This is a genomic window from Pseudomonas sp. LM13 (assembly GCF_041381355.1).
In the GTDB taxonomy this organism is placed as follows: Bacteria; Pseudomonadota; Gammaproteobacteria; order Pseudomonadales; family Pseudomonadaceae; genus Stutzerimonas; species Stutzerimonas frequens.
In genome coordinates this window covers 188,214-202,013 of record NZ_JACBXH010000002.1, presented here as the reverse complement: position 1 = coordinate 202,013, position 13,800 = coordinate 188,214, and the positions used below count along the sequence as shown (strand labels likewise).

At 66.8% G+C, this 13,800-nt stretch carries 12 protein-coding genes and 2 pseudogenes; 9 read left to right on the top strand and 5 right to left on the bottom strand.

The genetic code is table 11. The features are described 5' to 3' along the window. Position 1: 1 nt before the first annotated feature. Together pfkB and ptsP are read right to left on the bottom strand one after the other, a co-directional pair. Positions 2–940, bottom strand: a complete 939-nt coding sequence (gene pfkB / locus HZR81_RS03715) for a 1-phosphofructokinase (protein ID WP_500127372.1) — start codon at positions 938–940, stop codon at positions 2–4. Then, entirely contained in the window at positions 940–3,822 is a 2,883-nt protein-coding gene (gene ptsP, locus HZR81_RS03710) for a phosphoenolpyruvate--protein phosphotransferase (RefSeq protein WP_500127371.1), read from the bottom strand. The genes pfkB and ptsP overlap by 1 nt, the downstream gene beginning before the upstream one ends. Positions 3,823–4,000: 178 nt before the next feature. Between ptsP and cra the strand changes: the two are divergent. The 6 genes and pseudogenes from cra to HZR81_RS03680 all read left to right on the top strand — a co-directional run bounded on the left by cra (position 4,001) and on the right by HZR81_RS03680 (position 7,900). Then, a pseudogene (gene cra, locus HZR81_RS03705) lies at positions 4,001–4,990 on the top strand (catabolite repressor/activator). A 66-nt stretch (positions 4,991–5,056) separates the two neighbouring features. Continuing rightward, entirely contained in the window at positions 5,057–5,362 is a 306-nt protein-coding gene (locus HZR81_RS03700) for a nucleotide pyrophosphohydrolase (RefSeq protein ID WP_125883180.1), read from the top strand. After that, positions 5,359–6,108: a methyltransferase domain-containing protein gene (locus HZR81_RS03695; RefSeq protein ID WP_500127370.1), complete on the top strand. Its 750-nt coding sequence runs from the start codon at positions 5,359–5,361 to the stop codon at positions 6,106–6,108. The genes HZR81_RS03700 and HZR81_RS03695 overlap by 4 nt, the downstream gene beginning before the upstream one ends. Positions 6,109–6,126: 18 nt before the next feature. Continuing rightward, positions 6,127–6,735 (top strand): DUF4136 domain-containing protein, encoded by a 609-nt coding sequence (locus tag HZR81_RS03690; RefSeq protein ID WP_440552832.1) that lies wholly within the window; start codon positions 6,127–6,129, stop codon positions 6,733–6,735. Between the two features lie 73 nt (positions 6,736–6,808). Next, complete coding sequence (locus HZR81_RS03685) at positions 6,809–7,366, top strand: DUF4136 domain-containing protein (RefSeq protein ID WP_500127369.1); 558 nt, start codon at positions 6,809–6,811, stop codon at positions 7,364–7,366. Positions 7,367–7,450: 84 nt separating this feature from the next. Continuing rightward, positions 7,451–7,900 (top strand): DMT family transporter, encoded by a 450-nt coding sequence (locus tag HZR81_RS03680; RefSeq protein WP_063544323.1) that lies wholly within the window; start codon positions 7,451–7,453, stop codon positions 7,898–7,900. 21 nt (positions 7,901–7,921) lie between these two features. On the opposite strand, the pseudogene HZR81_RS03675 reads toward HZR81_RS03680, so the two are convergent. Continuing rightward, positions 7,922–8,855 (bottom strand): annotated as a pseudogene (locus HZR81_RS03675) (SdiA-regulated domain-containing protein). A gap of 226 nt (positions 8,856–9,081) precedes the next feature. Between HZR81_RS03675 and HZR81_RS03670 the strand changes: the two are divergent. The 3 genes from HZR81_RS03670 to HZR81_RS03660 all read left to right on the top strand — a co-directional run bounded on the left by HZR81_RS03670 (position 9,082) and on the right by HZR81_RS03660 (position 11,306). Next, positions 9,082–9,375 carry a hypothetical protein gene (locus tag HZR81_RS03670; RefSeq protein ID WP_063544321.1) on the top strand — a complete coding sequence of 98 codons (294 nt, stop codon included), beginning with the start codon at positions 9,082–9,084 and terminating at the stop codon, positions 9,373–9,375. 96 nt (positions 9,376–9,471) lie between these two features. Further along, positions 9,472–10,845, top strand: a complete 1,374-nt coding sequence (locus HZR81_RS03665) for an MATE family efflux transporter (RefSeq protein ID WP_500127368.1) — start codon at positions 9,472–9,474, stop codon at positions 10,843–10,845. Between the two features lie 2 nt (positions 10,846–10,847). Continuing rightward, positions 10,848–11,306, top strand: coding sequence for a DUF2214 family protein (locus tag HZR81_RS03660; RefSeq protein ID WP_500127367.1), 459 nt, complete (start codon positions 10,848–10,850; stop codon positions 11,304–11,306). Between the two features lie 13 nt (positions 11,307–11,319). Here HZR81_RS03660 and speA read toward each other — a convergent pair whose 3' ends face one another. Next, the gene (gene speA / locus HZR81_RS03655; RefSeq protein WP_500127366.1) at positions 11,320–13,233 is read right to left on the bottom strand and encodes an arginine decarboxylase; all 1,914 of its coding nucleotides are present in this window, start codon (positions 13,231–13,233) and stop codon (positions 11,320–11,322) included. Positions 13,234–13,354: 121 nt separating this feature from the next. Next, on the bottom strand, positions 13,355–13,726 hold the full coding sequence (locus tag HZR81_RS03650) for a translation initiation factor Sui1 (RefSeq protein WP_500127365.1): 372 nt from the start codon (positions 13,724–13,726) through the stop codon (positions 13,355–13,357). Positions 13,727–13,800 lie beyond the last annotated feature (74 nt).

Sequence of the window (13,800 nt, the reverse complement as noted above, 5' to 3'; positions counted from 1 at the left end):
ATTATTGGCTGGGCGGCTGCAGCCGCACGGCCGCTTCAAGCTCGGCCAGTTGCGCCCGATCAGTGATGCCGAAGCCGATTTGGCCGACGGCCTGAGCGGCAATCGCCGTGGCATGCGCCAGCGTTCGCTCGGCCGGCCAACCCGCCAGCAAACCGTGGAGCATGCCGGCCAGCAGCGAATCCCCGGCGCCCACGGTGCTGACCACCCGCACCTTCGGCGGCTGGGCATGCCAGGCGGCTGCCGGCGAAAACCAGCTGACCCCCGCGGCGCCCTGGGACATCACGACGTGCTCGACGCCCTCGACCTGCAGCCGCCAGGCTTCGCGGCCAAGGGCCTGCGGATCGACCAGCTGGCGGCCACGCGCCTCGGCCAGTTCCTCTTCATTGGGCTTGATCAGCCAGGGCTTGGCCGCAAGCCCCTCGCGCAGCGCCGCGCCGCTGGTGTCCAACGCCAACCGCGCACCGAGCGCTTTGAGCGTGTTCAGCATCTCCACGAACCAGTGGCTGTCGACGCCACGCGGCAGGCTGCCGGCCACCACGACCAGCTCATGGCCCGGCACCAGGCGTTCGAGGCGGGCGAGCAGCTCGTCGCGCTGGGCGCCACCGACCTCCAACCCCGGGCCATTGATATCGGTAATCCGCCCATCCGCCTCGGCCAGCTTGATGTTGCTGCGGGTCTCACCCGCCACGCGGACGAATTCGTCGGCGAAGCCCCGCGCGGCGAACAGCTGCTCGAAAGGCTGCGCATTGGCTTCGCCGAGAAAGCCGGTCACGGTCAGCTGATGGCCGAGATCGGCCAGGACCTGGGCGACGTTGAGCCCCTTGCCCGCGGCATGGACCTGCAGGTTGTCGCTGCGATTGACTTCGCCCAGGCGCAGCGCGGGCAGCTGCACGGTGAGATCCAGCGCGGGATTGAGGGTGACGGTCAGTACGCGCGCCATCAGCAATGCTCCCCGACGAAGGCGCGCACTTCATGGGCGCCGGGCAACATCAGGGCCTGCTGAGCCAGCCTCTGGCAGGCGGCGAAGTCCAGCTCGCGCACCCGCGCCTTGACCAGCGCGATGCTCCGCGCCGACACGCTCAACTCATCAACGCCCAGCCCCACCAGCATGGGTATCGCCAGCGCATCGGCGGCCAGCTCGCCGCAGACACCCACCCATTTGCCCTGCGCGTGGGCGGCTTCCACCGTCATGCCGATCAGGCGCAACACGGCCGGGTGCAGCCCATCGGCCTGGCCGGACAGCGTCGGGTGGCCGCGGTCGATGGCCAGCGTGTACTGGGTCAGATCGTTGGTGCCAATGCTGAAGAAATCGACTTCCTGCGCCAGCACCGGCGCGATCAGCGCGGCGGACGGGATCTCGATCATGATGCCCACCTGCAGGTCGGCAACCGGCAGTTCGACGCGCAGGCGATCGACCAGCGCCTTGGCAGTGCGCCATTCCTCGATATTGCCGACCATGGGAAACATGATCCGCAGCGGCCGGCCGTCGGCGGAGGCGAGCAAGGCACGCAGCTGGGTTTCGAGGATGTCCGGGCGCTGCAGGCTCAGGCGAATGCCGCGCACGCCGAGGAAGGGGTTCTCCTCGGCCGGCATCGGCCAGTACGGCAGCGGCTTGTCGCCGCCTACATCGAGCGTGCGCACCACCAGGGGCCGGCCTTCGAGGGCTTCCAGTACACGGCGGTATTCGGCTTCCTGGGTCGCCTGATCCGGCGCCTGAGCGTGGTTCATGAACACCAGCTCGGTGCGCAGCAGGCCGATGCCCTCGGCACCGAGCGCCACCGCCTCGGGCGTCTCGCCGGCGGCGCCGATGTTGGCAGCGATCTCCACCGGATGGCCGTCACGGGTGATCGCCGGCTCCAGACGTCGCTCATGGGCCAGGCGCTTGCGTTCCTCCCGCGCGGCGCGCTCGCCCCGGGCCTGTTCGAGCTGCGTATCGCTCGGCGCCACCAGCAGCTCACCGCGCTCGCCATCGAGCAGCAGCAGGGTGTTGGGCGCCAGGCCGAGCACACCGGCCCCCGCGCCGACGATGGCCGGAAAACCCAGCGCCCGGGCAATGATGGCGCTGTGCGAGGTGGCGCCGCCGCCGGCGGTGAGAATGCCGGCGACGCGCTGGGCATTGAGGGTGGCGACGTCCGACGGCGCCACCTCGTCCATCACCAGAATGTAGGGCTCATCCGGGGCCTGCTCAGCTTCGACACCGGCCAGGCAGGCCAGCACGCGGCGGCCCACGTCGCGCAGGTCGGCCGCACGCTCGGCGAGCAGCTGGTCATGCAGCGCCTCCTGCTGCTGCGCCGCGCTTTCGATTTCCTCCATCCAGGCCGCCTCGGCGCTGAGGCCTTTGTGCAGGCGCACCTGCACCTCTTCGCGCAGGGCGGGATCCCTGAGCATGGCCTGGTGAGTGGTGAAGATGTCGCGGATGCTGGCGACCTGGCTCTGCGCGATCAGCGTGCCGATTTCGGCGAACACCTTGTCCAGCGCCGTGTCGAGCCGCTGCAGCTCGACAGCGGGCGATTCGCCGCGCCGCGGATAGTCGATCGCCTGCGGCTTGCGCATCAGCACCGGGCCGATGGCGATGCCGGGCGAGGCGGCGATGCCGATCACCTGCTCGCCGGCCCGCAGGGCGGGCACGTCCTGGGCGGCTTCATGCAGTTGCACGGTGGCAGCTGGCGGCTCCGCCGGTTCCCCGCCGACTGGCAGCGGCTCGATTTCCTCGCCGAGCCCTTCCTCCACCGCGCGCACCAACGCCGGCAAGGCATCGTCGGCGATCGAGGGCTCGGCGATGAACTCCAGCACCTGCCCACGATGCGAGCCCATCGCCAGCAGCTTGCTCAGGCTCTTGGCCGACACCCCCGCGCTCTGGCTGCCGGCCAGGCGCAAGCGGATCTCGCCGGCAAAGGCCTGTGCGACCTCGGTCAGCACCTTGGCGGGCCGTGCGTGTAGGCCGTGGGCATTGGCCAGCGGCACGCGGGCGCTCGGCCAGTCCGCCGGCACGTCGCCGCCCAGAGCTTCGAGCACTGTGCGACTGGAGGTCGCCTGGCTCAGCTCCGCGCCGCGCCCCTCGATCAGCAGGTTGCACAGGCGCTCGAGCATCGCCCGGTGCGCTTCGCCGAGGCTGGCCAGCACGAACAGGCCGTTGAGCGGCTGGCCGTGATGATCCAGCGACGCGGCGGGTGTGACGAACGCCAGCCCCGGTCGCTGCACCGACTGCTCGCTGCTCAGCCACCAGAGGCCCTCACCCAGCGGCAAGGCCTGGTCGAGCGCGAGCCCGGCATTGAAGCCAGAGACCACGCATTCGGCGCGCTTGAGCAGCTTGACGCCCTGCCAGGCCAGCTCATCGAAGTCCTCGGCGGCGACGCCCAGCCCCACCAGCTCGCCATCGAGCGCCAGTTCCTGCGGCGCGCCCTGCAGCAGCGCGATGATCGCCTCGGGGCTTTCGGCGTTCTGCAGCGCCTCACTGAGGTCGCCCTCGCCGAGGGCGCGGGTCAGCAGCTGCAGCAGACGCAGATGCTCGTCGGAACGCGCGGCGATGCCGATGGCGAGGTGGACCTGCTGGCCGTTGCCCCAGTCGACGCCCTCCGGAAAATGCAGCAGCCGCACGCCCGTGGTGAACACCTGATCGCGGGTTTCCGGGGTGCCATGGGGAATCGCGATGCCCTGGCCGAGAAAGGTCGAGCCCTGGGCTTCACGTGCGCGCAAGCCGTCCAGGTAACCGGGCGCCACCAGCCCGTCGGCAACCAGCACCTCGCCGAGCAGGGCCAGCGCGGCCGGTTTGTCCGCCGCGACCTGATGCATGTGGATGTGCTGCGCATTCAACTCAAGCATGAAGAACTCCTGCGGGGCTCGCGATTGTTGTGGCCGACGGCGCGCCGGCATTGCCCGAATCCTGGGCTGGCGCTTCAGACCTGGGAGCTGCTGAAACGTTTCAGCCAAGGCTGGCACATTACGCAATATTGGGTAATTCTAGAAGCCCGAGTTCATACCACCCGTCTTAGGCCCCCAGTTGAAACTGACCGACATCGCCCGCCTCGCCAACGTTTCGGTAACCACCGCCAGCTACGTGCTCAACGGCAAGGCCGCGCAGCGACGGATCAGTCCAGCCACGGTCGAGCGCGTGCTGGCGGTCGCCGAGCAGCAGGGTTTTCAGCTCGACCAGCAGGCCGCCGGGCTGCGCCGCGGCCAGTCCCGGACCCTCGGTTTCATCGTGCCGGACCTGGAAAACCCCAGCTATGCACGCCTGGCCAAGCTGCTCGAGCAGCGTGCGCGACAGCGCGGTTACCAGTTGTTGATCGCCGGGACCGACGACGAGCCGGACACCGAGCGCCAGCTCATCCAGGTGCTGCGCTCGCGACGCTGCGATGCGCTGATCGTCGCCAGCTGCCTGCCGGCGGACGATGCCGGGTATCGCAAGGTCCAGGCGACCAGCACGCCGGTGATCGCACTGGACCGTGCGCTGGATGCCGAGCACTTCTGTTCGGTGGTCAGCGACGACCGCGAAGCCGGCGCGCAGCTGACCCGCTCGCTGGACGTGCCGCCCGAGGCGCATGTCGCCCTGATCAGCGCGCGCCCGGCGCTGCGCATCAGCCAGCAGCGCGGGTAAGGTTTCCAGCAGGCACTGGCGCAGCACCGCGGGCCGGTCAGCATCCTGCGTGCCGAGCAGTTCAGCCGCGCCTGCGGCCGCGCGCAGATGCTCGCCCTGCTCGACCGCGGCGCGCTGCCCGATGCGCTGATCACCACCGCCTACGTGCTGCTGGAAGGCGTGTTCGACGCGCTGCGCGAGCGCAACCTGCTATGGCCCGAACAGCTGCGGCTGGGCACCTTCGGTGATGCGCAGTTGCTGGATTTCCTGCCGATCCGGGTCAACGCGATTTCCCAGCAGCACGCGCAGATCGCCGAGCAGGTGCTGGAGCAGGCCATTCGCGCCATCGAACAGGGCGACTACCGCCCCGGCGTGATCGCCATCGAGCGCGAGCTGAAGGTCCGTCGCGGCTGACGCCCTCTTGCGGGCGCCGACGCACTGGCGGAAGCTTGTCGTCTTTCGAACAGCCCGCCTCCCCTGATGAACATCGAACAGATCACCCAGCGCCTGCATGCGATCCGCGATCGCAACGACTGGCAGCGCTTTCACAGCCCGAAGAACCTCGCCATGGCCGCCAGCGTGGAAATGGCCGAGCTGGTGGAAATCTTCCAGTGGCAGACCGAGGACGAGTCGCGCCAGCTATCGGTCGACAAGCTCGAGCACGCGGGCCAGGAGGTCGGCGACATCCTCATGTACCTGCTGCTGATGTGCAGCGAGCTGGGGATCGACATGGAACAGGCGCTGCTGGACAAGCTGGCCGACAACGAGCGGCGCTTCGTCCGATGAGCGACCGCCATTTCGACGAGCTGGCGACGCGTTTCGCCGAGAAGATCTACGGCGGCGCCAAGGGCGCGATCCGCCTGGCCGTGCTGCAGGCCGACCTGGCCGAGATCCTGCCGCCGCGCCCGCTGCGGGTGCTGGACATCGGCGCCGGGCTCGGCCATATGAGCCTCTGGCTGGCGCAGCAGGGACATGCGGTCACCCTCGCCGAGCCCGCCGAACCGATGCTGCAAGGCGCCCGCCAGCAGTTCGCCGACGCCGGTCAGCAGGCCACCTTCATCCAGGCACCCTGGCAGGAGGTGGAAGCGCATGTCGACGGCCGCTTCGACCTGGTCATCTGCCACGCCGTGATGGAGTGGCTCGCCGAGCCCCAGGCGATCCTGCCGGTGCTGCACCGCCTAACCGCGGCCGATGGCTGGCTGTCGCTGGCCTTCTACAACCGCGATGCGCTGATCTACCGCAACCTGCTCAAGGGCCACTTCAAGAAGCTGCGCAGCCAGACCTATGCCGGCGAGCGGCAGAGCCTGACCCCGCAGCAACCGCTGGACCCACGCGAACTGGCCGCGCAACTCGCGCCGCACTGGCAGGTCGAATCCAGCAGTGGCGTGCGCGTTTTCCATGACTACATGCCCGCCGATTTCCAGGCCCGCACCGAGCCGGCCGACCTCATCGAGATGGAACTGGCCTACCGCCGCCACCCCACCTTCGCCGGCCTCGGGCGCTATTTGCACTGGTTGTGCCGGCCACGCTGAGCCGGCCGGGAGGTTTCCATGTCGACCCGCGCGTTCTTGCCCTTGCTCTGCCTGACCCTCGCGGCCTGCCAGAGCCAGAACCCCTATACAGATGAATCGGCGCCGATCCCGCCCGCCCCTCCGGTGGAACAGATCCAGGCGCCCACCTACCCGGCCGCGCCACGGGACTTCTCCAGTTACCAGAACTGGAGCTGGCGCAGCCCGCCAGCGGGCACGGCCTCGATCAGCGGTGAAGAACTGCAGGAAATGGTCGCCGGCGCCCTCGATCAACATGGCCTGCGCCCGGCACCGGGCAATGCTCCGGGCGATGTACGGATCAGCGCCAGCGCCAGCAAGGAAACCCGAGTCCGCCAGACCTATGACAACTACGGCTACGGCCCGCATGTCGGCGTAGGCCGTTATGGCGGTGGCTACGGCACCGGGTATGGCGTCGGCACCAGTGTGCCCATCGTGCGCAACTACGAGGAGGAAGTCGTCTCGGTGCGCATCGAGATGTTCGATGCGGCCTCCGGGCAATCGGTCTGGAGCAATCGTGCCGAAGCGCGCCTGAGCGGCAGCAGGGCCAAGCAGCAAGATGCGGTGCGCCAGGCCGTCGAGCGGGCGCTGGCCGATTATCCGCCGCGCTGAGTGCGGCAAGTGGCTACGCGCCGAACGAAGGCGCCGGGCCTAGACTGAGCAGACCCTTCCCTGGAGAACGATCATGTTCCGCCGCCTGTTGCTGATTCCCCTACTCCTCGCCCTCGTCGCCTGCCAGGGCCCGCAGGTGCAGCGCGATTTCGATCCGACACGGGATTTCTCCGCCTATCGCGCCTGGAGCTGGAAGGAGCCGGCGCTGCAGTACCGTCCGGATGACCCGCGCATACAGAGCGACCTCACCGAGCAGCGCATCCGCGACGCCATTGCCGAGCAACTGGACCAGCGCGGACTGCGGCCCGCCACGGCGAGTGCCGCGGCCGGCGTGCAGGTGCAGGCCTGGTACATCGTCGACCAGCGAACCCAGCAATACACGACCACATCCGGCGCATGGGGTTATCCCTGGTACGGCTACTGGGGCGGGCCGATGTTCACCGATACCCGCACCATCGACTATCAGGTCGGCACACTGCAGATCGACCTGTATGACGCTACCGATGGCAAGCTGGTCTGGCGTGGCAGCGCCGAGCAGACCCTGAGCAGCCGCCAGGGCACCCCCGAGCAACGCGCCGGCAGCATGCGCGAGCTGGTGGCGCGGGTGCTGTCGCAGTATCCACCACGCTGAACGAAATGCCCGAATCTGTCAGGGTGCTGGCGAGCGGTCGCCGTGCTCGCCATACTGTCGCGCCCCTGATCCCGGAGACCCGAAATGCCTGCTGTTGCCTGGTGGTTGCTCACCCTGCCGTTCATTGCCGGAGCCATGCTGCCGTTGCAGGCCGGGATCAATGGTCAGGTGGCGCGCCAGCTCGGCAACGTCATGGGCGCGGCATTGCTTTCGTTCACCGTGGGAACACTGGCGCTGTTCGTCATCGTGGCAGTGCAGCGCGATATCCCGGCGCTGCAGACCCTCAAGGGCCTGCACTGGTGGCACTGGTGTGGCGGCCTATTGGGCGCCTTCTTTATCGCCACGGCTGCATTCGCCGCACCGCGCACCGGCGCGCTGCTGTTCATGGCGCTATTGCTGGCCGGACAGCTGTTCGTCGCCCTGCTGCTGGACCACTTCGGCTGGGCCGGCTTTCGTCAGTCACCCATCAGCCTGGGCAAGGTCGCCGGCCTGCTGCTGATCTTCGCCGGAGTCTGGCTGATCCAGCGTGGCTAGGTTTGCACAGCCAGGTCATTCTCACTGATGCTCGAAGGCGTAGAACAGATTGGGCTCGCTGACCAGATAGAGATTGCCCTGAGCGTCGAACGTCATGCCCTCGGCCTGCGGCACGCTGCGCTCGAGGCCGGCGAAACCGCGCCATAGCGAGCGGAAACTGACCAGCTCGCCCCTCGGCATCCAGCTCCAGCATCATCTTCGCCTCGTCGCTGAGCAACACGAGGTGACCGGTCTGCTCGTCGAAATGCACCGACGACAGGTCGCTGGCCATGTCCAGCTTGTCGATCGAGGCCTGGCGGTCGATGATCTTGATGTCCATGTCGCCGGCCAGGCTGCGCTTGATGCCGTGGATTTCATAGAGCTTGCGCGGCGAATGCTCCTTGACCACGAACAGACGATCGCCCGCTCGGTCGTAACCGACGCCTTCGAAACCGGTGTTGTCCGCCTCGTTCAGCGCCAGCGTGATGGAGCGTGCATCGGCGCGGCGCAGCGGGCCGGCCAGGTTCGGCACTTGCACCACCACCAGCGCCTGCTGGCGTTCCTCGGTCAGCACCAGCAGGTCGTCACCCAGATAGGTCACGCCCTCGACGTCTTCGAAGCCCTGCAGCGGATAGCGGGCGATGAACTCACCATCACGACCCAGCGCCAGCAGCTCCTCCGGGTTGTTGACCACAGCCCACAGATGGCCGCGACGCTCGTCGTAGGTCAGCCCGGACAGGTTGTCCTTAACCGTAGCCACGGGCAGCGCATCGATCTTCACCCGGTATTCCGGCAGCCACAGGCTGCGCCGCTCCCAGCTGTGCTCATGCCAGGCGGTTTTCAGCGTATAGAACAGGCGCTCGTCCAGATGCAGCGTCAGGGCGGCATACAGCAAGCCGAACAGAACGCCGCCATATATCCAGGCCGGGCGCAGCGTCGCGATTCGTCCCAGTTGCGCTCGGGCAAGGGCTCGCATCATCAGGTTTCTCTCTCAGGGAATACCGGACAGGCTGCCCGGGAGTTGTTGCAATGGAATGAAGGCAGGGGCACAGGGGGGCTCGCCAGAGACTACGCAGCCTCATACCGACCGCCCCATTGCGGCTTTGTTCCGGCTTGACCAATTGAACTCTCGGTCCCGGCCTGCAGCCAAATACCCAGGGCTGCGCTTGCGCGCCGCAATCGAACGTTCAGGAGAGTGATACATGCGGGTAGAAGGATTCTTCGAATGGCTGGGACAGGCGCTGGGCGCAGTCATACGTTTCATTGTCGAGGGACTGGGCGACTTCTTCGGCCTTTTTGCCAGAGCCGGACACAATTTCCTCGAGGGGCTTTCCCGCACGCTGGGAATGGACCGCTCGCTGCTGAGCCTGGTCGCGCTGGTTATCGGCCTGCTGTTGCTGGTCGCGGCCGTTCGCTCATTCTTCCGCGGCTCGATCATCGGCGGGCTGGTCTGGCTGTTCCTCGGCTTGTGGCTGCTGAGCTGGCTGATTCACTGATCGCGCCGACACATCGCCCGGTGCGCCCCGGGCACTGCGGTTTTTCCTCTTTTCCCACAGGCCACGTATAGTGCCGGGCCGTCCCGGAGGCCCGTAATGTCCCGCATGCTTGCCGCCTGGCGCCACGCGCCCACGCATCAGAAGGTGTGGGCTCTGGCCGCGCCGATGATCCTGTCGAACCTGTCCGTGCCGCTGGTCGCGCTGGTGGACAGCAGCGTGATCGGCCATCTGCCGCACGTTCACCAGCTGGGCGCGGTGGCGGTTGGCGGCAGCCTGTACACGCTGCTGGTGTGGGTGATGGGCTTCCTGCGCATGGGCACGACCGGTTTCGCCGCCCAGGCCGCTGGCCGCAACGATGGCGGCGCGCTGCGCCAGATATTGTTGCAGGGTCTGTTGCTGGCCGTCGGCTTCGCCCTGCTGCTGGGCACACTCGGTGTGCCGCTCAAGGGCGCCGCGCTGCAGCTGATGCAGCCCTCGGCGGAACTGAACGACCTGACCCGCGACTATTTCCACACGCGCCTGTTCGGCCTGCCTGCCGCGCTCGCCAGCTATGCACTGATCGGCTGGTTTCTCGGCACGCAGAACGCCCGCGCGCCGCTGGCCATTCTGCTGACGACCAACCTCAGCAATGTCGCGCTGGACCTGTGGTTCGTGCTCGGCCTCGACTGGGGCGTGGCCGGGGCCGCTCGCGCCTCGGTGATCGCCGAATGGAGCGGCGCGCTGCTTGGCCTGGCCCTTACTCGCAAGGCCCTGGCGCGTTATCCCGGCCGACTCGACACTCGCGCGCTGCGGCACTGGACAAGCTGGCGCCCGCTGATGGCGGTCAACCGCGACATTTTCCTGCGCTCGCTGGCACTGCAGCTGGTGTTCTTCCTGGTCACGGTGCAGGGCACCCGCCTGGGCGATGCCACAGTCGCCGCCAACGCCCTGCTGCTCAACGGCCTGCTGCTGACCGCGCATGCCCTCGACGGACTGGCCCATGCGGTGGAAGCCTTGAGCGGGCATGCCATCGGTGCAGGCGACCGCAACGCACTGCAACGGGTGATGGTGGTTGCCGGGGGTTGGTCATTGCTGGCCAGCATCGCCTTCGGCCTGTTCTTTCTGTTCGGCGGCCAGCTGTTCATCCAGTTGCAGACCGACATACCCGAAGTGCGCCAGACCGCGCTGACCTACTTGCCCTATCTGGCGGCGCTGCCGGTGATCGCGGTCTGGAGCTATCTGCTCGATGGCCTGTTCATCGGTGCCACCCGCGCCCGGGAGATGCGCGACAGCATGCTGCTGGCGGTGGCGCTGACGTTGCCGTTGGGCTGGCTGCTGCAGGGGCTCGGCAATCACGGCTTGTGGCTGGCGTTTCTCGCCTTCATGCTGACGCGCGGCATCTGCCTGGGCGTGCTCGCCTTGCGTCTGCAGCGCCGCGGCGCCTGGTTTACCATGAGCACGCCTGGCACCACCCATTCCGAAGGATGCTGAACATGGCCTATGCCATTGCCGCCTACCTGCACTTTCTGGCGATCTTCCTGCTCTTTGCCCTGTTGCTGCTGGAGCATCAGCTATTCCGCCAGCCGCTGACGCTGGAGCGCGCGCGCAGCCTGTTCCGCATCGACATAGCCTTTGGCATCACGGCCGCGGCCGTGCTGGCGAGCGGCATCGCCCGGGCAGTCTTCTACGGCAAGGGACTGGACTACTACCTGAAGAACAGCTTCTTTCACACCAAGGTCGGTTTGTTCGTGGTCGTCGCCGTCCTGTCCATCTACCCGACGCTGACCTTCCTGCGCTGGCGACCCGCGCTCACGGCAGGCCAGGCGCCGACCGTCTCGAGCGGCAGCGCCAGGTGGGTCAAGCTGACCATCCGCCTGGAGCTGCTGCTGCTCGCGCTGATTCCCCTGCTGGCGGCGCTGATGGCACGGGGCTTTGGCGTCATGCCCGGCTGACGCCGGGCACCCATCAGGGCGTCAGGTAGGACGAACGCGTCAGGCCCAGGCGCAGCGCGTCGATGTACTGCGTGCGCTCCTTGGCGCTCAGCTTGGCGCTGGCGACCTTGTCGCGGTAGTAGGTCATCAGCTCCTCGGGCGACAGGTGCACATAGCGCAGCATGTCCTCGATGGTGTCGTGGGTCTCGATGCCGGCGTGGTAGTAACTGCCGTCCTCTCGCTGATAGACGTTCACCGAATCGGTATCGCCGAACAGGTTGTGCATGTCGCCGAGAATCTCCTGATAGGCACCCACCAGGAACACGCCGAGAAAATACTCCTCGCCGGGCGCGACCTCGTGCACCGGCATGCTGCTCTCGATGCTCTGCTCGTCGACGTAGTGCTTGATCTTGCCGTCCGAGTCGCAGGTCAGATCCTGCAGCACGGCGCGCCGCACCGGCTCCTCGGTCAACCGCTGCAGCGGCACGATCGGCAGGATCTGGTCGATCGCCCAGGTGTCCGGCAGGCTCTGGAACACCGAGAAGTTACAGATGTACTTGTCCGCCAACTTGTCGTTGAGCTCGTCGAGCACCGCCCGATGCGAGCGCTGACGGGCCTTGAGCTGGTTGTACAGACGACGGCAGATGGCGAAGTAGCTCTGCTCGGCCAGCGCCTTCTGCGCCAGGGTCAGCTTGCCGGAGGCGTATTGCGCGCTGGACTCGCTCATATAGTGAGTGGCGCGCCAGTAGGTTTCGGTGACCATTTCCGGGTCGGTCGGGCCGAGCAGATCGGCCAGAGACTGGACGATTTCCGGCAGATCGTCGTAATTATCGATCACCGGCAACTCGTCGTTGTGCCGCTCGACGTCGGTGACCTGCATGACCAGCACCGCATGATGCGCCGTCATCGCCCGGCCGCTCTCGGAGAAGATGTTCGGGTGCGGCAGGCCCTGTGCCTCGCAGAACTCCTTGAGCATGCCGACCACGGTACCGGCGTATTCGTCGATGTCGTAGTTGATCGAGCTGGCATTGCGCGAGTGGGTGCCGTCGTAGTCGACACCCAGGCCGCCGCCGACGTCGATGTAATCGACCGGCAGCCCGAGTGCACGCAATTCGGCGTAATAGCGGATGGCCTCCCGGAAGCCCTGGCGGTAATCGGCCAGGTTGGCGATCTGCGAGCCCATGTGGAAGTGCAACAGGCGAATACCCTGGTCCATTTCGACTGCGCGGAAGCGTTCGATCACCGAGAGCAGCTGCGCCGCGGACAGGCCGAACTTCGAGCGCTCGCCGCCGGTATCGGCCCACTTCGAAGACGCCAGCGACGACAGGCGCACACGCAGGCCGACCTGCGGGGTCAGCTTGAGCTCGTTGGCCTCCTCGATCACCAGGCCGACCTCGGACTCCTTCTCGATGACGATGAACACATTGTGGCCGAGCTTCTGCCCCATCAGCGCCAGGCGGATGAACTCGCGGTCCTTGTAGCCATTGCAGACAATGGTGCCGCCCTTCGGCGCCAGCGCCAGCACCGCCATCAGCTCCGGCTTGGAGCCTGCCTCCAGGCCGATGGAAACGTTCTGCGTGGCGATGATGTTCTCCACCACCGCTTCCTGCTGATTGACCTTGATCGGGTACAACGCGGTGTACTTGCCGGCGTACTCCATGCGCTCGATGTTGGCGTCGAAGGCTCCGGTCAGGCGCCGCACGCGGTCCTGCAGGATGCCGGGAAACCGCACCAGCAGCGGCAGCGACAGCCCCGCCTCGCGCAGCTGTTCGATCAGCCCGTTGAACTCGATCGGCTCGCCGCTGGGGCCCTGCGGGCGAACCTCGACGTTGCCCTGATCATTGATCGCGAAGTAACCGGCACCCCAGTGGCGAATGCCATAGATGCTGCGGCTATCGGCAGCGGTCCACTGGCTGCCGTCATCTTTACGTGTGCGTCGTACGGGCATCGAAGCCTCCCGGAAAGAATTGAACGTTTCGCCTCAGGCAGATGCGCCCGGCGAAGGCTATGCGGCTTCGACAGCCGATATGCGTGAAAAGGTGAAAATTGGTGAGGCGGTCACAGCGACATCAGCCACCGGACTTCTTGGCCTTGAAGCCGCGTTTGCCGAGTTCGTCGAGCAGCAGCTGGACATGATCGCCCTGAATCTCGATGACGCTTTCCTTCAGCGCACCGCCCGTGCCGCAGCGGCGTTTCAGCGCGCTGGCGAGCTCCTTGAGCTCGCTCTCCGGCAGGGGCACGCCACTGATGGTCGTCACCGTCTTGCCACCTCGGCCCTTGCTCTCGCGGCGCACCCGCGCAATGCCGTCGCCTTCGGGCAGGACGCTCTGTTTGCAGATGCAACTGCCCAGTGGTTGACTGCACTCGGGACAATGCCGGCCGGCATCGGTGGAATAGACCAGCCCGCTAAGGCCGGCCAGGGAAGTGGTTTTCTTCGCCACACAAACCTCACTCGCCAATCTGGCTCTGCCTGGCAGAGCCGAAGTGCCGGCTAATTTACCAGCAATGCGAGTTG

Coding starts and splice junctions, on each gene's coding strand:
- HZR81_RS03680 (WP_063544323.1), top strand. CDS start 7,451: ATGCCTGCTGTTGCCTGGTGGTTGCTCACCCTGCCGTTCATTGCCGGA.
- HZR81_RS03695 (WP_500127370.1), top strand. CDS start 5,359: ATGAGCGACCGCCATTTCGACGAGCTGGCGACGCGTTTCGCCGAGAAG.
- pfkB (WP_500127372.1), bottom strand. CDS start 940: ATGGCGCGCGTACTGACCGTCACCCTCAATCCCGCGCTGGATCTCACC.
- HZR81_RS03685 (WP_500127369.1), top strand. CDS start 6,809: ATGTTCCGCCGCCTGTTGCTGATTCCCCTACTCCTCGCCCTCGTCGCC.
- ptsP (WP_500127371.1), bottom strand. CDS start 3,822: ATGCTTGAGTTGAATGCGCAGCACATCCACATGCATCAGGTCGCGGCG.
- HZR81_RS03700 (WP_125883180.1), top strand. CDS start 5,057: ATGAACATCGAACAGATCACCCAGCGCCTGCATGCGATCCGCGATCGC.
- HZR81_RS03660 (WP_500127367.1), top strand. CDS start 10,848: ATGGCCTATGCCATTGCCGCCTACCTGCACTTTCTGGCGATCTTCCTG.
- HZR81_RS03670 (WP_063544321.1), top strand. CDS start 9,082: ATGCGGGTAGAAGGATTCTTCGAATGGCTGGGACAGGCGCTGGGCGCA.
- HZR81_RS03690 (WP_440552832.1), top strand. CDS start 6,127: ATGTCGACCCGCGCGTTCTTGCCCTTGCTCTGCCTGACCCTCGCGGCC.
- HZR81_RS03665 (WP_500127368.1), top strand. CDS start 9,472: ATGTCCCGCATGCTTGCCGCCTGGCGCCACGCGCCCACGCATCAGAAG.
- speA (WP_500127366.1), bottom strand. CDS start 13,233: ATGCCCGTACGACGCACACGTAAAGATGACGGCAGCCAGTGGACCGCT.